We start from the raw sequence: 24,297 nt of genomic DNA, 5'->3' as shown, positions 1-24,297 counted from the left end.
GTCGGGTCGCGCGCCTCCGAGCGAGAGGTTTCCGTCAGGACATGACAGCGGCCTCTCGCTGGCGGCTGCCTAGCGAGAGACCGTGATCGTTGTGTGACCGATATGTCTCGCGGAGAGCCTCCTCAGCGAGAGGTTGCCGTCATGACGAGACGGGTATGTCTCGCTGGGACACAGTTGGCGGGAGGTTTCCGTCCGCCTGTGACGGAAACCTCTCGCCTAACGGCGCCCGGAGCGCCAGCGGCGGGCACTAGCGGCGCTGGAAGACGCGCATCTGGCCCAGATCGCGGTTGGCCCAGGCGTAGTACGGGATGAGCTTCAGCGTGGCGGGGTCTGCGGAACGCGGTTCGTCGGCGTCGAGGTAGAGCGGCGCGTCGTCCGGGTCGGCGGACTCGCGCACGGCCGGCAGGCTGACCGTGTCGACGCCGCCCAGCAGGTCCGGCTCGAAGGCGACGGTCGCGTCGGCGCCGGTCACGCCGTCGGCGAGACGGTAATCCCACAGATCGCCCGCGTTGTCGGCCTGCTCGGCGCAGTAGACGAGCGGGCCGCGCGTGACGGCGACCTGCCCGGCATCGGAGCGCACATGTGAGTTGGCGCGCACGAATCGGACGGACATGTCGAGGTCGAGCGAGATCTCGACGGTTTCGCCGGGGGCGACGTCGACGTACGCGAAACCGTACTCGAGGTCTCCGGCGAACGGCTGTCCGTTGACAGTGAGCGCGTACGATCCGCGCGACCACGCGGGGATGCGCACGCCGAAGCGGATTGGCTCGGCCGAGACACCGGAATCGCCCGCAGCATCCGGCAGCGAAATCGTGTACTCGACGCGGCCATCCCACGGGAAGTTCGAACGCTGCTCGACTCGAAGCCCGCGCGAGGAGACCGCGACGTTCGCGATGAACTGGTGGCTCAGCACCGTGCGGCCGCCGTCGCGCTCGGTGTAGATGTAGCGATCCACCGAGGCGATGAGTCGGGCGATGTTGGCCGGGCAACAGGCGCAGCCGAACCAGTCGACGCGATGCGAGAGCACATGGTGGCGATCCGGGTTGTCGAGACCGTCGGGCGTGGTCTCCAGGGCGTTGACGTAGTAGTACTGCTTGCCGTCGAGGGAGATGCCGGCGATCGAGCCGTTGAACAGCTCCTTCTCGAGCACGTCGGCGTATTCGGCCTTCGGCTCGGCGAGCAGCATCTGCTGGGCGAACATGCTCATCGACACGGACGCGCAGGTCTCGCCGTACATCGTGTCGTTCGGCAGGTCGTAGTCGTAGGTGAACGATTCGCCGACATGCGTGGAGCCGATGCCGCCGGTCACATACATACGCTTGGTGACGATGTTGCGCCAGAATCGTCTGGCGGTGTCCATCAGCTCCTCGTCGCCGGTCAGACGAGCGACGTGGGCGATGCCGGTGCACAGGTAGCCGACGCGCACGGCGTGGCCGTTGGCGGTCTGCTGCTGGCGGACCGGCTCGCCGGCCTGGAAGTACGTGGGCTTGTAAAAGCCGAGGTCCGGGAAGATGTTGTCGTTGTCGATCGCCTTGAGCTGCTTGGTGTAGAACTGCGGGTCCTGACCGCGCACGTCGATCAGGTACTGGGCGAGCGCGAGATAGCGCCGTTCGCCGGTCACGTCGTACAGCTTGGCGAGGGCCAGCTCGATCTCGGGATGGCCGTCGGCGCCGTGGATCTTACCGTCCTCCGGACCGAAGTTGGCATCGAGGCAATCGGCCATCCTCTTCGCCACGTCGAGGGCCTGCTCGTTGCCGGTCACGTCGTGGTAGGCGACGGCGGCCTCGATGTAGTGACCCATCACATACATCTCGTGGCTCTGCTGGATCAGGCTGAAACGCTCGCGGTGCGCCCACACGCCGGACTTGATCTGGTAGGGGGTGTCGAGGTAGCCGTCGGGCTGCTGGGCGCGGGCGATCAGGTCGACCGTGCGGTCGCACAGGGCCTTGAGCTCCGGATCCGGGTGGTAGGCGAGCGCGTAGGCGGCCTCCTCGAGCCACTTGTAGACGTCGGAATCCTGGAAGACCATGCCGTGGAACTCGTCGTCGAGCTCGCCCGCGGCGACCTTCAGGTTCGCGACCGCGTGGCTTTTGTTGTCGGACAGCTGGTTACCCGCCGGATCGTCGGGGACGACGGTGTCGATCTCGTCGTTCATCACTCCCCACTGATAGGGGATCACCGACTCGACGATCTGGTCGCGACGCTGCTTCCAGAACGGGGAGGTAATCGTTACCTTCATGATGTACCTTTCGGATGCGCCCGCTTGGGGCAACTGCGCGCGCCAAGCGGACTTTTGGGGACTGCGGTTGATTGCGCAGTCGGTTTCTTCTGCTCTTCTGTTTGTGTGCGCGGGGCGGGTGCGCCGGGCTGGCGGTTTCACGGATCAGCCGGTAGATAAGGACTTCGCTGGCGCGACGACTGTCATTGCTTCGGGCTATTCAGCCCTCAGCCTTTGACGGCTCCGCCTCCGGCCCTGCAATTAAGGACTCGCCTTCGGCGAGACTCAATCCGGCTTCGACACTGTCGTGTCTCAGCCTGGAGCGGTCGGGGAGCCCACCGGGCTCCCCTAAAGGGCGTCAGCCCTTTACCGCTCCAGCCATGAAGCCCTTGACGTAGTACTTCTGGAGGGCGAGGAAGAGGATGGCGCAGGGGATGAGCAGGACGACGACGCCGGCTTCGGTGGCGCCGTAGTCGATGACGCCCATGGTCTGCTGGCGCATGTTCACCATCGCGAGCGGCAGGGTGGACTTGGCCGAGGAGCTCAAGTACAGCGGGATCATGAAGTTGTTCCACGCCTCGAGGAAGGCGAGCAGGCCGACGGTGACCATCGAGGGCTTGACGACCGGCACGAGGATCCTGAACAGGGCCTGGAAGGAGTTGCAGCCGTCGACCATGGCGGCCTCCTCCATGTCCTTCGGGATCGCGTCGAACGCGTTGCGCATGATGAACGTCGACATCGGCAGCTGGAACAGCGTGATGACGAGACCGACTCCGAGCAGGGTGTCGTTGAGGCCGATGTCCTTGAACCACACCATCAGCGGGATCAGCAGCGAGGCGTACGGAACCATGAGGATGGACAGGGTGACCATGAAGCCGAAGTTGCGGCCCGGGTAGTCGAATCGGGAGAACGAGTAGCCGGCCAGCGTGCAGACGACCACGGAGAAGACCACGGCGACCAGCGAGACGATGACCGAGTTGAACAGGTACTTCGGCAGGCCTTCCTGATAGCCGAACAGGGTCAGGTAGTTGGCGACGCCCCAACCTTCCGACTGGGCGGAGCCCTTCTGCGGGCTGAAGGAGCTGACCACGACCCAGATCAGCGGGGAGACGAAGATGATAGCCAGAAGGGCTTCCAGGACTCGCGCGATGACGCGCTTCCACAGCGGGGTAGTCATGATGTGTTACCTCCCCTTTCTCACTTGGTGTTGTCGCGCATGCCGCGCATCTGGATGGAGTTGATGATCACGAGGGCGATCAGCACGATCAGCGACAGCGCCGCGGCCATGCCGAGATCCTTCTTGGAGTCGAACGCGAAGTTGTAGATGAGCTGGACGACGGTCATCGTGGAGTTGTTCGGGCCGCCCTTGGTCAGGATGAAGAACTGGTCGAAGGCGAGGATCGAACCGGTGACGCAGTAGACGAGGCACATCACGATGGTCGGCTTCATCAGCGGCAGGGTGATGGAGCGGAAGATGCGCCAGGTGCCGGCACCGTCCATGCGGGCCGCCTCGTAGAGGTCGCCCGGGATGGCCTGCAGGCCGATCATCATGAGCAGCATGTAGTAGCCGGAGAATCGCCACACGATGACGATGATCGTGGCCCACAGCGCGGACTGGCCGGTGGCGAGCACCGAGCCGCCCTCCTGCACGAGTCCGAGCGCGCTCAGGATCTTGGTGAGCGGGCCGACCTGCGGGGAGTACAGGGCGTAGAACAGCAGGGACGCGGAGGCGAGACCGGTGGCGGAGGGCAGCAGGAAGCAGGTCCTCAGCACGTTGTTCCACTTGGTCGACTCCTGCACGATCAGGGCCATGCCGAGGCCGAGGATCAGCAGGAAGATCGTGACGATCACGGTGTATTCCAGCGTGAAGCCGATCGACGGCCAGAACAGCTTGTGCTCGAACACCTTGACGAAGTTGTCCGGGAAGTTGACGCCGCGGTTGCCGCCCAGCAGGCTCCAACGGGAGAAGGCCATGTAGACGAGCAGCACGATCGGCACGAAGAACAGGACGACGATCATGACCCAATCGGGCAGGGCGTACAGGATGCCCCGCTTGAACGCCTGGGCCTTGGCCGTGGACTTGTGCTCGGGCACGGCCGCGGCGGACTTGGAAACACTTGACATGCTTCACTCCTTTGTGGGGATTTGTGAACGGTGATCGAACGATGATCGATTGTTCGGATTGAATGCAATCCGTTATCAGGGCCGATTCCTCGGGTTTCGGAAGAAGGAGAAAGGAAGGAGAAGAAACAGGAGGTTGCGGAATCGGCCCCGGCAACGGAACACAGTCAGGGGATGCGCGAGGATACGCGCGGATATGTTCGGTTGGTGGGGGCCGGCGGCCGCCGCCCGTTGTTTTGAGGGGCGGGGCGGCCGCCGGTTGTTCAGTTATGTGCGTTCAGTTATTCGGTTGATTCAGGCGATCAGTGCGATCAGTTGCCGGCGAGGACGTCGGTGACGGCCTGGTTGTCGGCCTTGAGGTCGGACTTGCCCCAGACGGCGTTCTGGACGAGCAGCTGCCACGGGGAGCCGGCGGCGTTGAAGCCCTCGTTGAAGGCGGCGGACTTCGGGGTCTTGCCGTTGCCGTCGATGATCGTGGAGTTGATGGTCTGGATGCGCGGATCGGCGTCGTCGTAGGCGGTCTTCAGGGTCTCGATGTTGGAGGCGGTGTAGCCGTTGTCGGCGAAGACTTCCTTCTGGGTGTCGGACTGCATCAGCCAGTAGAGGAAGTTCCAAGCCTGGGCGACGTGCTTGGAGTCCTTCGAGATGCCCATGGCGTCACCGCCGAGGAACGTGGAGGTCTTGCCTTCCTTGGTGCCCGGGATCGGGGTCACGCCGACCTCGAAGCCGCCGGACTTCTCAGCGTCGAAGATGTCGTTGAGGGAGGTGTTCGGGTAGGGCATGACGCCGATCTTGCCGTTGGCGAACGGGGCGGTCCACGTCGCGCCGGTCTCCTCCTTGGAGCCCGCGCCGAGGCCGTTCTGGGTGTTGGCCAGCTCCTTGTAGGCGTCGAGGACGGCCTTCATGGAGTCGTTGTTCAGCGTGGCTTCGGTGCCGTCGTCGTTCATGACGTTCTCACCGTCGGCCCACACGGACGGGAAGAGGTCGAAGACCAGGGCGCCACCGGACTGGCCGGCGAGGTAGGAGCCCGCGACGCCGTCCTTGTTGAGGGCAGCGACCTTCTTGGCCTGCTCGGTGAACTCGGCGATGGACTTCGGGCCCTGCTCCGGGTCGAGTCCGGCCTCCTTGTAGAGGTTCTTGTTCCAGACCATCACGGAGACGTCGGTGATGAACGGCAGGGTGTGCTTGGCGCCGTCCACGGTGCCGGCCTCGATGTGGCCCTGCTGCAGGTCCTTCAAGTTGTCGAGCCCGTCGATCTGCTTGGTGATGTCGGCGAAGATGCCCTCGGACGCCCAGTACGGGATGCGCACGACGTCGCCGGCGAGGATGTCGGGCAGGGAGTCGGTCTGCGTGGCGCCGCCGACCTTGCCCTCCATGTCGTCGTTCGGGATGATCTCGAGCTTGACCTGGTTCTTGTGGCTCTTGTTGTACGCCTCGACGACGCCCTTGGCCTGACGCTCCAGCGGGGAGCGGGTCCACATGGTGATCGTGGTGCCGTCGTCGGTGCCCTTCGCCGGGATGTCGGAGGTGTCGGCGGCACCGGTGCTGCCGGATCCACCGCCGCAGGCGGCCAGCGGGATAAGCATTGCGGCGGCGGCGATGCCGGCCAGTGCGCGGGTGACCTTGTTGAAAGCCATAATCGCTTCTTTCTCTAAAATGTTCCGCTCATCTCTGAGAGGCGGTGGCGGACTTTCCGCCTCCGGTCCCTCGCGGTGTTCCACCCGGTCCTCCTTCGACCGAACGAAACTCTGCGAAAGCCTTTTCACAATATAACGCCATTCCCCCGTGATTGCAAAACCGCTTTCGCACTTTTCTCGAAGCATGTCACCAAGCTATGCGAATCCCTGAAAAATAGCGAAACCCAGCTCTCAATACATGCCTTCACGTGTTGCGTCAATCGTTTTGACTGTCGAAAATCACCGGAAATTGCGGCGTGTCTACAAATGATTACGCAATCATCTGCGAAAACTCACACTTTAAAACTTTCGCACGATATTGTGCACAGAATCGAACACCGTCATCACGCCCCCGTGACACAGAAAACCGGTTTGCGAAAACTTTCGCATCGTGACTATACTGAAATACAGCTCCGACGCGGCAGTCGGAACGGGCACGACAACAGTTTCACCGACTCTCATAAAGGAACGGCCATGGTTGAGGACAGGCGCCAGAACGCACGGCTCGAGGACGTGGCGGCCGCCGCGGGCGTATCGCTCGCGACCGCGTCGAAGGCGCTGCACAACAAGCCACGCATCAGCGAGGAGACCCGCCAGCGGGTGCTCGAGGCGGCCCGACAGCTCAACTACGCGCCGAACAAGCTCGCCCAGTCGCTCGCCCGCGGCACATCCGGACTGATCGGACTGGTCACCTCCGACCTGCAAGGCCGCTTCTCCACCCCGATCCTCATCGGCGCCGAGAACGAGCTGCGCGCGCAGTCGATCTCCGTTCTGCTGGCCAACGCGCGAGGCGACGCCGCGATGGAACGCACGCACGTCGAGAAACTGCTCGATCTGAAAGTCGACGGACTACTCATCGTGCAGCGCGAGACCAACCCGCGCCCCTCGCTCGGCAACGACTGGGGTGTGCCACTCGTCTACGCCTACGGCCCCTCCACCGACCCGAACGACTGCTCGGTGACCTGCGACAACGTGGAGGCTGGACGCACGGCCGTCAATCACCTCATCTCCTGCGGACGGCACAGGATCGCGATCATCGGCGGCGACGAAACATACACCGCGGCCACCGACCGCACCAAGGGCGCGCTCGAGGCGCTGGCCGAATTCGGCCTCGAGCCGGCCGGGCCGATCCGCTACGGCCGATGGGACGAGAACTGGGGTCGCGCCGCCACCCGGCTGCTGCTCGATCAGGGCGTCGACTTCGACGCGGTCGTCTGCCAGTCCGACCAGCTCGCGCGCGGATGCATCGACGCGCTGAAGCAGCAGGGCATGAAGATCCCGGACGACGTGGCGGTCATCGGCCACGACAACTGGGACGTGCTCACCAAGAGCTCCAGGCCCGCGCTGACCTCGATCGACAACGAGACCGAGCTCATCGGCCGCCGAGCCGCGCGCTACCTGATGGACGCGATCAACGGCCGCCCGCATCACGGCGTCGACTACGTCCCCTGCCGTCTTGTCCAGCGCGAGTCGACGCTGCCGCTCGACTGAGGCATGCACCCAACTTCTTCCATGGAAGAAGTTCAGTCCAAAATCGCCCTCAATTTCTTGTATGGAAGAAATTGGCCACGATTTTGCTATACTTTCTTGCATGGAAGAAACCCGACCACAACTGGTCAACCGCCCGCAATACCTTGATCGCATCGCACCGTTCATCGACGAAGACGTCGTCAAGGTGCTGGTGGGGCTTCGTCGAAGCGGCAAATCGGACATGCTGCGGCTCATCCAACGCAGACTCGTCGAGGAAGGTCGCAAGCCGGAGCAGTTCATCTCGCTGAACTTCGAGGACTACTCGCTCATTCCCCTGCACGACCCGGACAAACTGTACCCGTATCTGATGAAGCGTCTGGAAGGCATTGACGGCAAACCCTACGTTTTTCTCGACGAGGTTCAGGAGGTACGGAACTTCGAGAAGGTCGTCAACTCGCTGCGCGCCACCACGCCGGCGGACGTGTACATCACCGGGTCCAACTCGACGCTGCTCTCCGGCGAACTCGCCACGTATCTCGGCGGCAGATACGTGCAATTCGAGGTATATCCGTTCGGCTACTCCGAGTTCGTCGAAGCACGGACGATCCTCGGGACGGGCCATTCGTTCGAGGACTTCCTGCGCATCGGCGGCATGCCGTTCGCAGCCACCCACGACTGGGACGAGGACAGCCAGCGCACCTATCTGACGGACATCTACCGGTCCGTCGTGCTGAGGGACATCGTCCGGCGGCATCGCGTCCGCGACGTCTCCCTGCTGGAGAGGGTCGCCCTGTTCGCCATGCAAAACATCGGTAACACGTTCTCCGCCAGCGCCATCGCGGCGTATCTCAAATCGGAGGGATTGGACATCGGCGTGCAGACCGTCATCAACTACCTCGACTACTTCTGCGACGCGTTCCTGCTGGAGAAGATGCCGCGATACGACATCGCCGGCAAGCAGGTGCTTAAGACGATGCAGAAATACTACGTCGCCGACCATGGTCTGCGTGGAGCGGTCGTCGGCGACGGCATGGACCAGCTGCAGGGGCTGCTGGAGAACATCGTCGCGATGGAGGGGCTGCGCCGCGGATATCGTGTATCGGTCGGTGCGACGGCTGGCAAGGAAGTCGACTTCGTCTTCGCCAAGGGCGACACCCGACGCTACGTGCAGGTCACCTACCTGATGCAGTCCCAGAAGACCATCGACCGCGAGTTCGGAGCGTTCGACTCCATCGCGGACAACTACCCGAAGACCGTGGTCTCGATGGACCCGATCCTCCGCCCGCGAAACGGCATCGAGCACCGCCGCATCGACGAATTCCTGCTCGCCGAGGACTGGTGAGGCTATCCAACCTCCATTGCCGACTTATGGCGTTCTCTGCCGATATCTGGCGTACGAGGAACGAGAGGTTATCGGCGGAAACCCCGTTCTCCGTACGCTCGGGCCGGATCAGCGTACGCGGAACGGGGCCTGACCGACGAAGTCACCCGTATTCGTACGCCTCCAGTTGGTCAGAATACGAATACGGGTGATAGAGATCGGGTAGCCACGGGGGACGTACGCTGAGCAAGGGCCAGCGTACGGGGACCGGAAGTCGGGGCGGTATCGCCACGGGGAACGTACGCGAACAGGAAGCTTGGGCTGAGATAACCTCAGGGAACGTACACGGCTGGGTTGGGGCCCTGTCCGGCCTCTGCCCCGCATCACCATGGACGACCGATCCAAGGGACTCCGGCATCGGACAGCTTGCGGAGCAGCGGCTGCTGGGATGATACATCGTCGTAATCGCAATGGACGATCGTCGTGACGCCGAGCGAACGCAGCGACTGGTCACGGGTCAGCTGGTCGCTGACCACCTGTTTCACCGATCGACGACCGGCCATGGACGGATCGGAGTATTTGCGCATGCCGTCGTATTCCAGCACGATGATGCGCCCGTCATGGATCCGCCAAAGGAAATCGACTCGATACACCCGATCGGCCGTGCGGAACTCCACCTGGAATTCGGGAACGGCGTACCCGCCGGACACGATCACCCCATAGACCATCGACTCGCCACCGTTCTCGCACTTGCCATTGGCGTATTTCAGCACCCTCGTCACCGATGTGAGATCCGACCTGGCCCTGTGGCATGCGGCACGCACATCCTGCATGTCCACTCCCCTGCGAATCGCCGAGTCGAACAGCGGCAAGGCCTGCACGAAAGAGACCTTCCGGGCACAGACCACCAGCGTCCGGGCGGCATCGGTGACGGGAATCCCGGCGATCGTGGACGACCGGATCGTAGGCATGAACGTGCGTCGCAGCGTGTAGGCTCCGCGATTCGCGATCACCCTGTCACCGCGTCCACGGGTATCCGCGATCGTCACCACGTCATCGTGCATTCCCCATGTGTGATCGAAGCCGTGGGCGTCCAGAGCGGTCAGACCGGTGAACACCCATTTCGGATGCATCAGATGCAGCGTCCTCGATACGCACAAGGACCGTTGGCATGGGTTCAGGGCCCTCCAGAACTCGGGTCGAGCGTAGACGTTCGGATATGGCGAGACCAGTTCGCCGACCTGATATCGCCTGCGCAGCGCACGTCGCGCGGCATCGTCGGCGCCGTACAGGCACCGATGCTGTTCTTCGGACTCGCGGATGAGCGCATTCACCACCTTGTGTTGCTTCATGCCTCCACGGTAGGCGGTCCGATGCGAGGCCGCCACACCGGCATATGGTCATGGGGACAGGGTGCATAACACGGTGGATGATCTGTCCAGAACGCACGAACACTGTGGTTTATTCCAATAGGTCCACGGACAGGGCCGGATGGGGGCCGGATGGAGGATGGAAGGGACACCAGCAGGAATGGGCAGAGACAGACGGGGCAGAATCAGTGGGAACTGGACAAGGATAAGACCAACCAGGACAGGGTGGCGGGACCGGTTGGGTCATGGCTGGGTCATGGTTGGGTCATGGCTGGGTCATGTGAGTACGCATATCGGGACCAGCAACAAGGGAACCCCGTTCTTCGTACGCTCAGGTCGACTCAGCATACGAGGAACGGGGCCTGACCGACAAAATCACCCGTATTCGTACGCCTCCAGTTGGTCAGAGTACGAATATGGGTGATGGGAGTCCGATAGTCACGAGGAACGTACGCTGAGAGGATGGCAGCGTACGCGTATTGAGGGATGAGACCGTATGACCACAGGGAACGTACGCGGGACTGACCGACCACAGTCGCGCACGTATGGGGGGACGCCGAGTACGCATACGGGGACTAACGAAAGGCAAGTCCCGTTCTCCGTGCGCTCAGGGTCGGGCAGCGTACGCGGAACGGGGCTTGGCCGACGATGTCACCCGTATTCGTACGCTTCCAGCCGGTCAGGGTACGAATACGGGTGATGGAGACCAGATAGCCACGAGGATCGTATGCTGAGGCGACCGCAGCGTACGCCCATTGGGGTATGCACCGTTACAACCACGGAGAACGTACAGGCCATCCGGCCACGACTTTTGCCACGGGCAAGCGTACGGCGATTTCGGACCGACTAGGCCGGGAGGTCCGGAGACCGTTGATCGAAACCGGGTTAGCCATGTGGCGGACCGTATGATAGGTAGACAATGGGCCGGATGAATGATGGTCTGGATGACAGGGTAGACGAACCACGGTCCGAACCACGGAGTAGACGAACCATGGCCCGAACGACAGGGTGAACGAACGATGGTCCGGCACTACGGGCTGACCGATGGAGGGGCTATACCCCTACCGCTTTTTGGACTTGCGGCCTTTGAGGTAGATGTCCAGAACGATCCAGCAACCGAGGACGAAGGCGACGACGTAGCCCATGAAACCGACGATCGGGATGCCGAAGATGATCGGCTTCATGCCAGCGTAGTAGACGATCGAGGAACCGATGAACAGGCCGACCACGATCAGCGCCATCGTCAGGCGGTTGACCATATCGGAGAGCAGCTGGAACGGCTCCTGCGAGCCGACGAGCTCCATGTTCATGCGCAGCTGGCCGCGTGTGAGCATGCGAGCGGCCACGTTGAGCTCGCTCATCGCACCGAGCGCGCTGTGCAGGGCCTCATGCCCCTCGACACCGAGCGATTTCAGCTCGTCCTTGACCATCTGGTCGGGCGTGCGCGAGGTGGCGATGTGCCGGGAGATGATCTCGATCATGTTCACGTCCGGGATGAACTCGTCGAGCAGTCCCTCGAGCGTGACGAGCGCGCGTCCGACCGTCGTGATCGTGCTCGGCACCTCGATGCCGTGCCTTTGCGCGAGCGAGGTCAGTGCGGTCAGGAACGCGGCGATGTCAAGGTCGGCCAGATCGACCGTGCCGTACTCCTTGACGATCACGTCGAGGTCGGCGAGCAGGGCCGGATAGTCGGCCGGATCGGCCTCGCCGCCGGCGAATCGCAGCAGGCCATCGGCGAGCGCGGGCGAGTCCTGCTTGGCGACGGCGAAGATCATGTCCTTCATGACCGCGCGAGTCTTGACGTCGAGTCGGCCGGTCATGCCGAGGTCGATCAGGACGATCTGCCCGCCGCGGATGATGATGTTGCCCGGGTGCGGGTCGGCGTGGAAGAAGCCGTCGTCGAGGATCTGCGTGGAGTAGTTGTCGACGAGTTTGGTGCCGATGTCCTTCAGGTCGTAGCCGGCGGCGACCAGTTCGCCGGCGTGCGAGACGGAGATGCCCTCCACGTACTCCATGACGACCACATGCTCGGTGCACAGGTCCGGGTAGGGCTTGGGGCAGTCCATGTACTTGAATCGCGCCGAGAATCGCTTGAATTCCGCGAGATTGCGCGCTTCGACGAGGAAGTCGGTCTCCGATTCGAACGTGTCCCACAGCTCCTCGACCACGCCTTTGAGGTCGACGATCTGCGAGGTGCCGATCACCTTGGTTGCGGCCTTGGCGATCGAGCGCATGATGGAGACGTCCTGCGCCATCGTCTCGCGCACGCCGGGGCGCTGGACCTTGACGGCGACGTCCTCGCCGGTGGTCAGCGTCGCGCGGTGCACCTGCGCGAGGGATGCGGAGCCGAGCGGCTGCGGGTCGATGTGCTTGAAGATCGTGTCGATCGGGCGGCCGTATTCGGCCGTGAGCGTGTCGATGACGGTCTGATAGGGCATCGGATCGGCGTCGGCGCGCAGTTTGGCGAGTTCGTCGCAGAAGCTCTGCGGCAGGATTTCGGAGCGCATCGACAGGATCTGCCCGACCTTGACGAACGTGGGGCCGAGCGCCTCGAACATCAGGCGCATCTTGACCGGGGTGAGGCCCTTCAGCGCGTCGAACTGGTTGACGATGCGCGTGATCTGGGCGAGGCGCTTGGCCTTGCCCCAGCGGGTCAGGTGGTAGCGCGAGGAGAAGTCGTCGCGATGCGGCCCGAACAGTCCGATGGTCTCGGCGTACACCGAATCGGGATCGGGCATGGTTGTGGTGGGGGAGGGAGCGGAGACAGATTGGACCATGGGCTGTGACGGCTGTGACGGCTGTGACGGAGTGCCCGCGAACTGCTTACGTTTGCTGCCGTCTGCCATGGACCGTTCACACCTCTTACACTGACTTACTTGGAATCCAACCTATGGAAGTATTCTTGTCTTCTATCTCTCCCCCAGTCAGCTTCGCTGACAGCCGACCCGCAATTACGGACGCGCTGCGCGCGCACCTTATTGGCTCGCCTGTCGGCTCGCACGTTGCCTACAAACAGCTCTGCTGTTTGCTTCACGACAACGTCCCGTCAGAGGGGCCGAGTGGGCGGCGACCCCTCATCGAGATCACCGCCCCGACAACCCCCTCGTCAGAGGGGGGCCGAGACCGGTCGCGTAGCTACTGAACAGTGGGGAGGTCAGGCCTCCGCGGGCTTGTCCTCGTCCGCCGCGGCGTCCGGGTCGGAAGCCGGATCGGCGGCCGACTCAGCCGGATCGGCGGCCTTGGCCGCGGCGGCGCGCTTTTCGTCGTCCTTGTTCGCGTCGTTGACGAGGGACTCGCCCACCTTGCGCTTGAGCTCGGTGTTGAGGCTCTTGCCCTGTTCGACGGTCAGCTCGCCCTTCTTGACGAGGTCGTCGACGATCGCGCTGCCCTTCTCGTAACCGGTGGCGAGGGCGCCGATGCCCGCCAGCACGACCTTGCGCAGTCCGTCACCCAAATCGAAATCCGCCATGATAACCCTCCTTCATCGAGTTGTCGAGGCCGGTGCGCGACCTGATGCCGCGCTCCCGTACCTCCAGCGTACTCCATCGGAGGGCGTCGGAACAGGCGGGTTATTGGGCAGTCGCACCGGGTACGTACCAGCGGATCAGCGCGGGCGGGACGCGGCGACCGCGCGCGCCCGGTCGGCGATCTTGCCCAGCCGGACGAGCTCGGCGGCCTGTTCCGGAGTCTGGTCGGCCGTGGCGAGCGAGGCGCCGTCGTCCAGATCGTAGCGGCGTTCGACGGCCTTGCGGATCAGGAAGTCGGCGATGCGCGGGTTCTTCGGCAGCAGCGAGCCGTGCATGTACGTGCCGATCACGTTGTTCACGCGCGCGCCCTCGGTGAAGTCCTCGCCGTTGTTGCCGCGCCCCTCCTCGTCGACCGATCCGAGCGGCGACGTGGTGTCGCGCAGGAACGTCTGGCCGGAATGGTTCTCGTAGCCGATGATGTCGCCGAAATCGTCGGAGTGCTCGACGAGGTTGCCGATCATGCGCACGTTGCGTCCGACCGTGTACGCGCCGATCACGCCGATGCCGCCGAGTCGGGAGCCTTCGGCGGTTTCGAAGAACTCGCCGAACAGCTGGTACATGCCGCAGATCATCAGCATCGGGGTGCCGTGGAACGCGAGTCCGCGGATGAGGTCGGCGCGTGCGAAGAAGTCGTCGATGATCTTGCTCTGGCCGCTGTCCTGCCCGCCGCCGCCGAGGATCAGGTCGACGTGGTCGGGCCAGTCGTCGCCCTGATTGTACTGGTGGATGACCGGCTCGTAGCCGTACAGTTCGAGGCGACGACGGATCGTCAGCACGTTGCCGGAGTCGCCGTAGATGTTCATGTCCTTCGGGTAGAGGGACATCACGTCGATGGTCTTGGACATCGTTTTTCCTCTTTACTCGCTCTTACTACTCGCTCTTGCTCGACTCGTCCGCCCGACTACTTGCCGGATCCCACGCCGGCGTCGGCGACCTTCGCGATGCGGCCCAGCGCGGCGCGCACCTTGAGCATCGCGGTGTACGTGCAGTAGATGTGTTTCGGTTTGCCGGGATCGCGCCTGACGAACGCGGCGAGCGCGGCGTCGATGTCGGTGTCGACCGCATCGACCGCGACCTGGTCGTAGCCGAGTCGCAGGGCCATGTCCCACGCGCGCACGCCGGAGACCTGCGCGACGCCGGTTGCCTTGAGCGAGGTGAAGTCGACGTCCCACAGCCAGCTCATGTCGCGGCCGTCGGCGTATTCGTCGTTGATGACGATCATCGTGTCGGCGCCCTCCGGCGGGAGACTCGCGAGCGACAGGCGGAAGCCCATCGGGTTCTTGACGAGCAGGAGCTCGGTCGGCGAACCGTTCACGTCGATGACCTCGCCGCGCCCGAACGCCGGGGTGACGCGCGAGACCGCGGCGATGAGATCGTCGATCTTCGCGTCGGGTCTGACCGCGCGCACGACGGCGAGCGCGGCGGCGGCGTTGTAGAGGTTGTAGACGCCTTCGAGTTTGACCTTGGTGTGGCGTTCGATGACGACGTCACCGGACGCGCCCGGCTTGCCGGGGGTACCGGGCTTGCCGGCGAAGCGGAACGTGGCGGCGTGGTCGCCGACCTCGGTCAGGGTGACGTCGGCCGGCAGCGTGGCGATGGCCAGCGCCTCCGGGTTCACGGGCGGCAGGGTGAGCGTGTCGGACAGGTCGGTCGTCGCGCCCGGTTCAGTCGCGGAACCGGCCCCGGCCTCGCCGGCCCCGTCCTCGCCTTCGACGGACACGGTCGTCGCCATGTCGTCGTCGGAGGGGAAGAACCGCTTGAGGTCGTCGGACAGGCCGAAGTACTTCACCGTCGTGCTCACCGGCGCAAGTCCCGCGAGGCGGGCGATGCGCGGGTCCTCGCGGTTGAGGACGACCGTGCCGGTGGTGGCGGCCGCGACGTGGCCGAGCAGTCGGGCGGTGTTGTCGATCTCGCCGAAGCGGTCGAGCTGGTCGCGCATCACGTTGAGCAGAAGCGCGTATCGCGGCTTGACCTGACGCACGAAGTGCACGGCGTACGCCTCATCCAGCTCGAGCACGGCGATGTCGGCGTCGAGCCGGCCGGTGAGCGTGACCTGCTGCAGCAGCGCGGAGACGACGCCGCGCGTGAAGTTCGATCCGGTCGGGTTGGTGAACACCTTGAGCCCGAGGTCGGAGAGCATCGAGGCGACCATGCGCGTGGTCGTGGTCTTGCCGTTCGTGCCGGAGACGAGCACGACGCCGAGCGGCAGACGGCCGAGCGTGCGCGCGAGGTACGTCGGGTCGATCATCTCGACGACCTTGCCGGGGAACGCGGAGCCGCCGTGGCGCGTGACGCGGGAGGCCCAGCGCACGCCCTTGCCGATCAGCGGCGTCGCGAACCCGTACAGCGGGCCGCGCGGCACACGCTGCGACCCCTGTGGAACATTGCGTGAAACACTTTGGGAACCATTCTTCGCCATCTCACACCCCCTGATTGTTGTAGTCCTGCTGCATGTCCTGGAACTTCGACAGGGCGCCGACGAACCCCAGATGGAACGTCTCGGTCGGGCCGTTGCGGTGCTTCGCCATGATGATGTCGGCCTCGCCCGGACGATCCTCCTTGTCGTAGAAGTCCGGTCGGTGCACGAGGAACACCACGTCGGCGTCCTGCTCGATCGAACCGGATTCACGCAGATCGGACAGCTGCGGCTTCTTGTCGTTGCGCATCTCCGGGCCACGGTTCAGCTGCGAGAGGGCCACGACCGGCACCTCAAGCTCCTTGGCGAGCAGCTTCAAGGCGCGGGAGAACTCGGAGACCTCCTGCTGGCGGGATTCGACCTGCTTGCCCGAGGTCATGAGCTGCAGGTAGTCGATGACGACGAGCTTCAGATCGTTGGTCTGCTTGAGGCGGCGGCATTTTGCGCGGATCTCCATCAGGCTCATGTTCGGGCTGTCGTCGATGAACAGCGGGGCGTCGTCGAGCTGCGTCCAGAACGAGTTGAGCCTGTTCCAGCGTTCCGGCGTGATCTCGTCGGCGCGGCGCAGCGCCCCGAGCGGGATCTCGGTCTCGGCGGAGATGATGCGCTGGGCGAGCTCCACCTTGCTCATCTCGAGGCTGAACACGATCGTCGTCAAGTGGTGATGCAGCGCGGCGGAGCGCGCGAAGTCGATGCCGAGCGTCGACTTGCCCATGGCCGGGCGGCCCGCGACGACGACCATCTGACCGGGCTGGAGGCCTTGCGTGACGTCATCGATGTCGCGGAAGCCGGTGGGCACGCCCTTGTTGACGAGGCCCTGCTGGAGCTTGTCGATCTGGTCGAGCGCGTCGTGGACGACCGTCGTGATCGCGGAATAGTCCTGACGCACCTTGCCGACGGACATCTCGTACACCTCGGCCTGCGCGAGGTTGACGACGTCCTCGGCCTGCGATCCCTCGGCGGAATAGCCGAGCTGCGCGATCTTCGTGCCGGCGGCGATCACGTTGCGCAGGATCGCGCGCTGATGGACGATCTCGGCGTAGTACGTGGCGTTCGCGGCGGTCGGCACGGACGCGACGAGCGAATGCAGGTAGTCGGTGCCGCCGACCTTGTCGAGGTCGCCGTTCTTGAGCAGCTGGTTGGCGACGAGCACCGCGTCGACCGGCTGGCTCGCGGAGAACAGGTTGATGATCGCCTCGTAGATGGTCTGATGCTTCGGCTGGTAGAAGTCGGTGACCTCGATCATCTGCGAGACCTCGCCGATGGCGTCCTTGCTCATGAGCATGCCACCGAGCACGGCCATCTCCGCGTCGTCGTCATGCGGGGGCACGCGGTCGAACAGGGCGTCGCGCACGGGGGCGCCGGTGGCCCCCGGCACGTAGCCGGTGCCGTTGCCACCGCGACCGCTTCCGCCACGACCGATTCCGCCGCGATTGCCGCCGGAACGGCCGGCTCCGCCGTCGTCGCGGGGACCTCCCCCGCCGTACTCGTCCCCGCCACCGGCGACCGCGACGAACGCGTCGTCGGCCCGCTCATCTTCCCAAGGTTCCTCAGCCATAGCCACCTAGTATAGGTTCATCGAACAACGCCGGTAGATGCGGTGCGGAACGCGTACGTTATGCACGCATCCATGCGTCGCTGCGGGCGCGCAAGCCGTTGGCCAGGCCGCGACCGCCCATGAGGACCACGTTGAACACGGCCCACAGGGCGATCGTGCGAGCGAAGTCGCCCGGCAGCATCGGCAGGGCGAAGTCGGCAAGCGCGACGGCCAGCGCGATGTACACGCCCGCGGTCGCGAGGCACGTCGCGGCGAGATAGCGGTAGTCGCGCGCGCCGATCAGAATGCCGTCAAGCGCCATCATCCACCCTTGCAGCGGGAAGAAGACGCCCATCGTGACCATGCCGGCGGCGACCAGCAGCTGGATCGCGGGGTTCGGCGAGAAGACATGCCCGGCGAACAGGCCGACGCCCGCGAATCCGACGCCGATGACCGCGCCGACCTCGAGGCCCATGCGGCCGGTCGCGCGGGTGAGACGGCGCGCACGATCCATCGCGCCCGCGCCGAGCGCCGCGCCGACCAGGGTCTGGCCGGCGATGCCGACCGAGTCGAGCATGTTCATCGCGAAGTTCCACGACGAGTTGACCGCCTGGAACCCGGCCAGCACCTCGGTGCCCATACGGGCCGCGCATCCCACGGTCACGACCATCGCCGCGCGGATCGCCAGCGTGCGCACGAACAGCGGCAGGGCGTCGCCGCCGGCGCGCTTCAACCCCGCGATCCGGGGTTTGAGGCTCGCGCCGTCGGCCCTTGCCCACAGGACGGCCGGCACCGCGAGGAACAGTCCCATGAACCATTGCGCGATCAGGGTGGCTGCGCCGGAGCCGACGATGCCCCAGTCGAGGACGATCACGAACAGGACGTCGAGCGCGGTGTTGAGCACGGCGCCGCAGACCGCGGCGATCAGGGTGATGCGGACCTTCTGCAGGCCGCGGAACACGCCGTTGGCGGAGTAGACGAGCAGCATGCCGGGCGCGCCGAGCACGATCGCCCGCGTGTAGGCGACCGCCTGATCGAGCACCTCGCCCTGCCCGCCAAGCGCGCGGCACAGCGGTTCAGCGGCGGCGAACAGGCCGACCGAAAGCGCGACGCCGATGCCGAGCGCCAGCCACAGCCCGTCGATGCCGGCCTGCATGCCCTCGCGACGACGGCCGGCGCCGAGCAGGTGCGCGACCTGCGCGGTGGTCGAATACGCGAGGAAGATGCACAGACCGACCGCGGTGAGGATGATCGTCGAGCCGATCGACAGGCCGGCGAGCGCCGCGTCGCCGATGTGGCCGACGATGGCGGTGTCGATGAGGATGAACGTCGGCTCCGCGATGAGCTGGCCGAAGGTCGGCAGCGCCAGCGCCAGCAAACGGCGGCGTTGCGCGCGATCCGTCTCCCCTGTTTCCGACATCCGCGCTCCTTCTCCGACTCCGCGTTTCCACAGGCACCATACACGTTCCGGCGGTCGTTCACCGTGCGTTCAGATTCGATTACCACGGTGTTTCGGATTACGCAAGCCGGGGTTGTGCTGTGGATAAGTTATCCCCAAGTTATCCACTGAGTTATCCCCACTGTGTGGATAACTCAGTGGATTATCCCCATACTTATCCCCGAAATGTGGATAACTATTTTCCTTATCCACATTCCTCCCCGCGCGTGTCGCGACGTGACATTATCGCCACGATGTTCCGTACACATCGCCGATACGGAATCGGGGTATCGCGTGGGCCGCAGGGGATGGCGATGCTCTGTTCCGGACACGCTCCGGGCCGCTCTGGCCAAGTCTTTACGGTCCAGAGCAGAGCATCGCCATCCCCTGCTCCGTTGCGTGGGGATGTTACGTCAATGCGCCATCCCCCGCGGTCACCGCGGAAAAACAGAAAAGCAGAAAACAACCTACATCTGCGCGCGGGTCACGGCGACCATCTGGCGGGCGAGGGTCTCGCGCCACTTGCTCCAGCCGTAGCGCTTGGTGATCGCCTCCTCGGGGGTCGCGCCGAGCGACGAGCCGTCGGCGCGGGTCAGGTCGTAGAGCATGTCGAGCAGGACCGGATCGTGGTCGACCCGGTCGGCGAGTTCGCGGCCGGTCGCGGGATCGTTCGGGTCGCGGCCGGTCGCGAACTCGCTGAGCGTCAGATGCTCGCGCACGAGGAACGTGACCATGCGCACGGTGTCGTCGTCGAAGCCCATGCGTCGGGCGATGACCGGCGCGTGGCGCGCGCCCTCGGCCGCGTGGTCGGCCACGCCGGAACGCTTGCCGATGTCGTGTAGGAGTCCGGCGAGCAGCAGCGCGGCGTAATGGTGATCGTCGTACCGCACCGATCCGTCGTCGCCGAGCACTTCGCCGTCGACCCCGGCCCCGGCCCCGGCCTTCGCCGCGGCCGACGGGAACCCGACCTCGCGACCCAATCGCGTGACCACCTCGATCGTATGGCGGTCGATCGTGTAGCGGTGCGCGGCCGACACGGACGGGCGGTTGCGGATGCCGAGCCACTCGGGCATCCACTTGCCCGGGATGTCGGCGAAATCGATCTCCTCCCACACGTCGAGCAGCGACGGGCCGCACGCGAGCAGGTCGACGAACAGCGAGCGCGACGTCGCGTCCCACCGGTTCGAGTGGATCGGGCAGCGTCGCAGGTTGGTGAGCGTGCCGGGGTTGATCGGCAGGCCGTGGCGTCCGGCCGCGACCGCGACGCGCAACGCGAGCGAGGCGTCGGCGGACGGGTCGACGCCGGGCGCGAGCACGACCTCCTGCTCGTGTTCGGCGACGCCGGGCGCGAGGATGTCGAACTTCGGCGCCTCGCGGTGGCCGCCGGCGCGCTGGGAGAACATCTGGAAGAACGCGAATCGCGGTTTCTCGTGCGTGAGCGAGTGTTCGGCGCGGGAGGCGGTGGAGTCGAGCGCGAACGCGATGCGCCGGCCGATGCGCGCGAGCATCGTCTGCATGTCGTCGATCGCCTTGGCCTCGCGTTCGCCGCCGGACGGCAGGGTCGGGTCCGCGAGGCCCAGCATCGCGGCGACCTTGTCCTGATACGGCGTGAGCAGCAGGTTCGTGTCCTTGTTCGCGACCAGATGGATGCAGTCGCGCACGTCGAGCAGCCGGTCGACGGCCTCGTCGTACACGCCGTGGGGGCGGTCGGCCAGCCAGGAGACGGCGAGCGCGGAGACGAGGACCGAGTCGCGCAGGCCGCCGCGCGCATCCTTGACGTCGGGCTGGTTCAGGTACTGGAGTCGGCCGAACTCGTCGAGACGCGACTTCGCGGAGTCGAGCAGTTCGGGCAGGCGTTTGCGCGCGGCCTTGCGCCAGCGTTCGAGGATCGAATCGGAGGTTTCGCGCAGGAGCTCGATGTCGCCGGCGATCGGTTCGACGTCGAGCCAGCCCATCGCGGCGGGCAGGTCGTGGTCGGTGACCGATTCGCACTGCTGTCGCGTGCGGATCGAATGGTCGAGGTCGAGTCCGGAGTCCCACAGCGGATACCACAGTTTGTTGGCGAGCTCGTTGAGCTGTTGGTCGCTGATCGCGTGCGGGTCGTAGATGATGACGAGATCGAGGTCGGAGGACGGGCCGATCTGGCCGCGGGCGAGCGATCCGACCGCCGCGAAGCCGATCCCGCGCTCGGGGACCGTGAAGCTCGTGGCCGCCGTGGCCTCGTCCCACAGGGCCTTGAGGCTCGTCATCGCAAGCTCGGTGCGGGCCTTGCGTTTGGCCGCGCCGGAACGGTACACGCCGTCGTCGTCCGGCCGGCTCAGTTCCATGAATCGTTGCTTGAGACCATCCACCGCGCTGGTCATGCTGCTGGCTCCTTCTTCGGGTGATTCCGCCCGAACGTTCCCGTGTCGATGTTTCCGAGTGTTCCCGAGTGTTCCCGGATACTTCCGAATACGACAGAGTCCCCGCACGGCTCCGATAGCGGCGTGCGGGGACTCCTTGTCTATTGATGGCCCGAACCCTTCGGGAAAGCGAAAGCGTCCGGACGTCTGTCATGCGCCGGGGCGAAACCGGCGCGTCGCGTCAGATCGCGGCGGAACCGGACTCGCCGGTGCGCACGCGGGTGACGGAATCGAGCGGCGCGACCCAGACCTTGCCGTCGCCGATGGTTCCGGTGCCGGCGGCCTTGACGATCACACCCACGAGGGTTTCGGCGTCCGCATCGTCGGACAGGACCTCGATGCGGATCTTCGGAATCAGATCGACGGTGTATTCGGCGCCGCGGTAGACCTCGGTGTGTCCGCGCTGACGGCCGTAGCCGTTGGCCTCGGAGACGGTCAGACCGTGCACGCCGGCGGCCGCGAGGGCCTCCTTGACGTCGTCGAGCTTATGGGGCTGAATGATTGCGGTGATGAGCTTCATCTCACCTCACCTCCTTGAGAACGGAGCTGGCGGTACCAGCAAAATCGTAGGCACGCTCGCCCTGGTCGGCAAGATCGATACCGCCGACCTCCTGGGCCTCGGTGACGCGCCAGCCGATCGTCTTCTCGAGCGCGAAGGCGATGATCGCGGTCACGACGGCGGAGTAGACGATCGCGCACAGGGCGATGACGATCTGCACGACGAGCTGCTTCCAGTCGCCGCCGGCCAGCAGGCCGGTGCCCTCGCCAAAGAAGCCGATCAGGACGGTGCCGGTGAAACCACCGACGCCGTGGACGCCGACGACGTCGAGCGAATCATCGTAGCCGAACTTGAACTTGAGACCGCAGGCGAGGCAGGTCAGGATGCCGACGATCGCGCCGAGGACGATCGCCCACAGCGGGGAGACCACATCGGCGGCCGGGGTGATGCCGACCAGGCCGGCGACCATACCGGAGGCAGCGCCCATCGCGGTGTAGTGGCCGGAACGGATCTTCTCGGTGAAGCCCCAGGAGAGCATGGCGGCGGCTGCGGCGGCGGACGTGGAGACCCACGCGTAGCCGGCGGTGCCGTTCGCGGCGAAGGCGGAACCGGCGTTGAAGCCGAACCAGCCGAACCACAGCAGGAAGGCGCCGAGCATCACGAACGGGACGTTGTGAGGACGGAACGGCTGCACGGCGAAGCCCTTGCGCTTGCCGATGATCAGGACGATCACGAGGGCCGCGACTGCCGCGTTGATGTGGACGACCGTACCACCTGCGAAGTCGTGGGCGGCGGCGCCGATGGCGGTGGAGATCGCGCCGGTGCCGGACAGCAGGCCCTTGTTCCAGACCATGTGGGCCATCGGAGCGTAGTCGAAGGTCAGCCACAGCACCACGAAGATCATCCAGGTGCTGTACTTGACGCGCTCGGCGATGGCGCCACAGATCAGGCCGACGGTGATCATCGCGAACGCGACCTGGAAGGCCACGTCGACGGACACCGGGTACTTGTTCGCGTTCAGACCGGTCGTCGTGAACACGCCGTCCTTGGCGACCATCGAATCCTTCAGCAGGAAGCCGGAGGCCGGGTCACCGAAGATGCCGCCGATGTCGGAACCGGCGTACGCGATCGACCAGCCCCACAGGACCCAGACGATCATCGTGACCGACAGCGCGGCCGCCTCGAGCATCAGCATGTTCAGCACGGCCTTCGCGCGGACCATGCCACCGTAGAAGAACGCCACACCCGGCGTCATGAGGAAAACCAGGGACGCGGAAGTCAAAATCCATGCGGTGTTTCCGGAATCCATGTCTACCTCCCTCTCTTGTCCTTCCCGGTCTGGCCGCACGCGCCGCGCCCTGACGTGATGTCACGGCCTGCCGCACGACGGATCGGGTCTCTGTTCGTTATTGCCGTCCCCTGTAACGGGGCTAACAGTTCGGTAGTGAACGCCCGGTTGGTTTTGAGTTCGTTACGGCAGGTTACGCGATTGTTAATCGAGTCAGATCATCAAGTCAGGCGAGGATGCCTTCCACGAAGGACTCGGGGGTGAACGGGGCGAGGTCGTCGGGGCCTTCGCCGAGGCCGACGAGCTTGACGGGGACGCCGAGCTCCTTCTGCACGGAGATCACGATGCCGCCCTTGGCGGAGCCGTCGAGCTTCGAGAGGACCACGCCGGTGATGCCGATCGCCTCGGCGAACACCTTGGCCTGGGTCATGCCGTTCTGGCCGGTGGTGGCGTCGAGGACGAGCAGCACCTCGTCGACGGGCAGGTTCTTCTCGGTGACGCGGCGGATCTTGCCGAGCTCGTCCATCAGGTTGGACTTGTTCTGCAGTCGGCCGGCGGTGTCGATGATGAGCACGTCGGCGTTCATCTCCTTGGCCTTCGCGCTGGCCTCGAACGCGACCGACGCGGGGTCGGCGCCGTCCTTGTCGGAGCGGACGACCGGCACGTTCACGCGGGCGCCCCACGTCTCGAGCTGGTCGGCGGCGGCGGCGCGGAAGGTGTCGGCCGCGCCCATGACGACCTGCTTGCCCTCGGAGACGAACAGTCGGGCGAGCTTGCCGGCGGTCGTGGTCTTGCCGGTGCCGTTGACGCCGACCATGATGATGACGCTCGGCCTGTTCGCGCCGGGCTTGTCGGCGTTGAGCCGACGATCCGTGTCGCGGCCGACCAGGTCGAGGAGCTTCTCCTTGAGGGCCGCGCGCACCTCGTCGGGAGTGGCCTTGCCGGTGCCGTTGACGCCGACGATGATGATGACGCTCGGCCTGTTCGCGCCGGGCTTGTCGGCGTTGAGCCGAC

The 24,297-nt window shown here is 65.0% G+C and carries 17 protein-coding genes; 2 read left to right on the top strand and 15 right to left on the bottom strand.

What is annotated here, in order from left to right; translation table 11 throughout:
* Positions 1-247 precede the first annotated feature (247 nt).
* The 4 genes from CSQ85_RS05805 to CSQ85_RS05790 all read right to left on the bottom strand — a co-directional run bounded on the left by CSQ85_RS05805 (position 248) and on the right by CSQ85_RS05790 (position 5,979).
* Complete coding sequence (locus CSQ85_RS05805) at positions 248-2,239, bottom strand: glycoside hydrolase family 127 protein (RefSeq protein WP_150383272.1); 1,992 nt, start codon at positions 2,237-2,239, stop codon at positions 248-250.
* A gap of 337 nt (positions 2,240-2,576) precedes the next feature.
* Complete coding sequence (locus CSQ85_RS05800) at positions 2,577-3,395, bottom strand: carbohydrate ABC transporter permease (RefSeq protein ID WP_150383271.1); 819 nt, start codon at positions 3,393-3,395, stop codon at positions 2,577-2,579.
* A 20-nt stretch (positions 3,396-3,415) separates the two neighbouring features.
* Complete coding sequence (locus CSQ85_RS05795; RefSeq protein WP_150383270.1) at positions 3,416-4,342, bottom strand: carbohydrate ABC transporter permease; 927 nt, start codon at positions 4,340-4,342, stop codon at positions 3,416-3,418.
* 308 nt (positions 4,343-4,650) lie between these two features.
* Complete coding sequence (locus CSQ85_RS05790; protein ID WP_150383382.1) at positions 4,651-5,979, bottom strand: ABC transporter substrate-binding protein; 1,329 nt, start codon at positions 5,977-5,979, stop codon at positions 4,651-4,653.
* Positions 5,980-6,489: 510 nt separating this feature from the next.
* On the opposite strand from CSQ85_RS05790, the gene CSQ85_RS05785 reads away from it, so the two are divergent.
* Both CSQ85_RS05785 and CSQ85_RS05780 read left to right on the top strand, forming a co-directional pair.
* The gene (locus CSQ85_RS05785) at positions 6,490-7,506 is read left to right on the top strand and encodes a LacI family DNA-binding transcriptional regulator (protein ID WP_150383269.1); all 1,017 of its coding nucleotides are present in this window, start codon (positions 6,490-6,492) and stop codon (positions 7,504-7,506) included.
* Between the two features lie 100 nt (positions 7,507-7,606).
* On the top strand, positions 7,607-8,827 hold the full coding sequence (locus CSQ85_RS05780; protein ID WP_223846868.1) for an ATP-binding protein: 1,221 nt from the start codon (positions 7,607-7,609) through the stop codon (positions 8,825-8,827).
* Between the two features lie 362 nt (positions 8,828-9,189).
* Here CSQ85_RS05780 and CSQ85_RS05775 read toward each other — a convergent pair whose 3' ends face one another.
* The 11 genes from CSQ85_RS05775 to ftsY all read right to left on the bottom strand — a co-directional run.
* On the bottom strand, positions 9,190-10,158 hold the full coding sequence (locus CSQ85_RS05775) for a hypothetical protein (protein WP_150383268.1): 969 nt from the start codon (positions 10,156-10,158) through the stop codon (positions 9,190-9,192).
* A gap of 1,079 nt (positions 10,159-11,237) precedes the next feature.
* Positions 11,238-12,914, bottom strand: a complete 1,677-nt coding sequence (locus CSQ85_RS05770; RefSeq protein ID WP_150383267.1) for an ABC1 kinase family protein — start codon at positions 12,912-12,914, stop codon at positions 11,238-11,240.
* 416 nt (positions 12,915-13,330) lie between these two features.
* Entirely contained in the window at positions 13,331-13,645 is a 315-nt protein-coding gene (locus tag CSQ85_RS05765; RefSeq protein ID WP_150383266.1) for a phasin family protein, read from the bottom strand.
* 135 nt (positions 13,646-13,780) lie between these two features.
* Entirely contained in the window at positions 13,781-14,548 is a 768-nt protein-coding gene (locus CSQ85_RS05760) for a type 1 glutamine amidotransferase (protein ID WP_150383265.1), read from the bottom strand.
* 56 nt (positions 14,549-14,604) lie between these two features.
* Positions 14,605-16,122, bottom strand: a complete 1,518-nt coding sequence (locus CSQ85_RS05755) for a Mur ligase family protein (RefSeq protein WP_150383264.1) — start codon at positions 16,120-16,122, stop codon at positions 14,605-14,607.
* A gap of 1 nt (position 16,123) precedes the next feature.
* Entirely contained in the window at positions 16,124-17,677 is a 1,554-nt protein-coding gene (gene dnaB, locus CSQ85_RS05750; protein ID WP_395956417.1) for a replicative DNA helicase, read from the bottom strand.
* A gap of 58 nt (positions 17,678-17,735) precedes the next feature.
* Positions 17,736-19,076: an MATE family efflux transporter gene (locus CSQ85_RS05745; protein ID WP_150383263.1), complete on the bottom strand. Its 1,341-nt coding sequence runs from the start codon at positions 19,074-19,076 to the stop codon at positions 17,736-17,738.
* 485 nt (positions 19,077-19,561) lie between these two features.
* Entirely contained in the window at positions 19,562-21,457 is a 1,896-nt protein-coding gene (locus CSQ85_RS05740) for a [protein-PII] uridylyltransferase family protein (RefSeq protein ID WP_150383262.1), read from the bottom strand.
* Between the two features lie 220 nt (positions 21,458-21,677).
* Positions 21,678-22,016 (bottom strand): P-II family nitrogen regulator, encoded by a 339-nt coding sequence (locus CSQ85_RS05735; RefSeq protein ID WP_043165676.1) that lies wholly within the window; start codon positions 22,014-22,016, stop codon positions 21,678-21,680.
* A gap of 1 nt (position 22,017) precedes the next feature.
* The gene (locus tag CSQ85_RS05730; RefSeq protein ID WP_150383261.1) at positions 22,018-23,304 is read right to left on the bottom strand and encodes an ammonium transporter; all 1,287 of its coding nucleotides are present in this window, start codon (positions 23,302-23,304) and stop codon (positions 22,018-22,020) included.
* A gap of 205 nt (positions 23,305-23,509) precedes the next feature.
* Positions 23,510-24,297, bottom strand: a 788-nt coding sequence (ftsY, locus tag CSQ85_RS05725; protein ID WP_223846867.1) for a signal recognition particle-docking protein FtsY, incomplete at its 5' end; no start/stop codon positions are given.

Source organism: Bifidobacterium rousetti (genome assembly GCF_008698235.1).
In the GTDB taxonomy this organism is placed as follows: Bacteria; Actinomycetota; Actinomycetes; order Actinomycetales; family Bifidobacteriaceae; genus Bifidobacterium; species Bifidobacterium rousetti.
This window is presented reverse-complemented; position numbering and strand designations above follow the sequence as displayed.

What these genes read in the sequence shown, in the direction of transcription:
- CSQ85_RS05745 (WP_150383263.1), bottom strand. Translation starts at nt 19,076, where the DNA reads ATGTCGGAAACAGGGGAGACGGATCGCGCGCAACGCCGCCGTTTGCTG.
- CSQ85_RS05780 (WP_223846868.1), top strand. Translation starts at nt 7,607, where the DNA reads ATGGAAGAAACCCGACCACAACTGGTCAACCGCCCGCAATACCTTGAT.
- CSQ85_RS05775 (WP_150383268.1), bottom strand. Translation starts at nt 10,158, where the DNA reads ATGAAGCAACACAAGGTGGTGAATGCGCTCATCCGCGAGTCCGAAGAA.
- CSQ85_RS05740 (WP_150383262.1), bottom strand. Translation starts at nt 21,457, where the DNA reads ATGACCAGCGCGGTGGATGGTCTCAAGCAACGATTCATGGAACTGAGC.
- CSQ85_RS05765 (WP_150383266.1), bottom strand. Translation starts at nt 13,645, where the DNA reads ATGGCGGATTTCGATTTGGGTGACGGACTGCGCAAGGTCGTGCTGGCG.
- CSQ85_RS05800 (WP_150383271.1), bottom strand. Translation starts at nt 3,395, where the DNA reads ATGACTACCCCGCTGTGGAAGCGCGTCATCGCGCGAGTCCTGGAAGCC.
- CSQ85_RS05730 (WP_150383261.1), bottom strand. Translation starts at nt 23,304, where the DNA reads ATGGATTCCGGAAACACCGCATGGATTTTGACTTCCGCGTCCCTGGTT.
- CSQ85_RS05735 (WP_043165676.1), bottom strand. Translation starts at nt 22,016, where the DNA reads ATGAAGCTCATCACCGCAATCATTCAGCCCCATAAGCTCGACGACGTC.
- dnaB (WP_395956417.1), bottom strand. Translation starts at nt 17,677, where the DNA reads ATGGCTGAGGAACCTTGGGAAGATGAGCGGGCCGACGACGCGTTCGTC.
- CSQ85_RS05795 (WP_150383270.1), bottom strand. Translation starts at nt 4,342, where the DNA reads ATGTCAAGTGTTTCCAAGTCCGCCGCGGCCGTGCCCGAGCACAAGTCC.
- CSQ85_RS05755 (WP_150383264.1), bottom strand. Translation starts at nt 16,122, where the DNA reads ATGGCGAAGAATGGTTCCCAAAGTGTTTCACGCAATGTTCCACAGGGG.
- CSQ85_RS05785 (WP_150383269.1), top strand. Translation starts at nt 6,490, where the DNA reads ATGGTTGAGGACAGGCGCCAGAACGCACGGCTCGAGGACGTGGCGGCC.
- CSQ85_RS05770 (WP_150383267.1), bottom strand. Translation starts at nt 12,914, where the DNA reads ATGCCCGATCCCGATTCGGTGTACGCCGAGACCATCGGACTGTTCGGG.
- CSQ85_RS05805 (WP_150383272.1), bottom strand. Translation starts at nt 2,239, where the DNA reads ATGAAGGTAACGATTACCTCCCCGTTCTGGAAGCAGCGTCGCGACCAG.
- CSQ85_RS05760 (WP_150383265.1), bottom strand. Translation starts at nt 14,548, where the DNA reads ATGTCCAAGACCATCGACGTGATGTCCCTCTACCCGAAGGACATGAAC.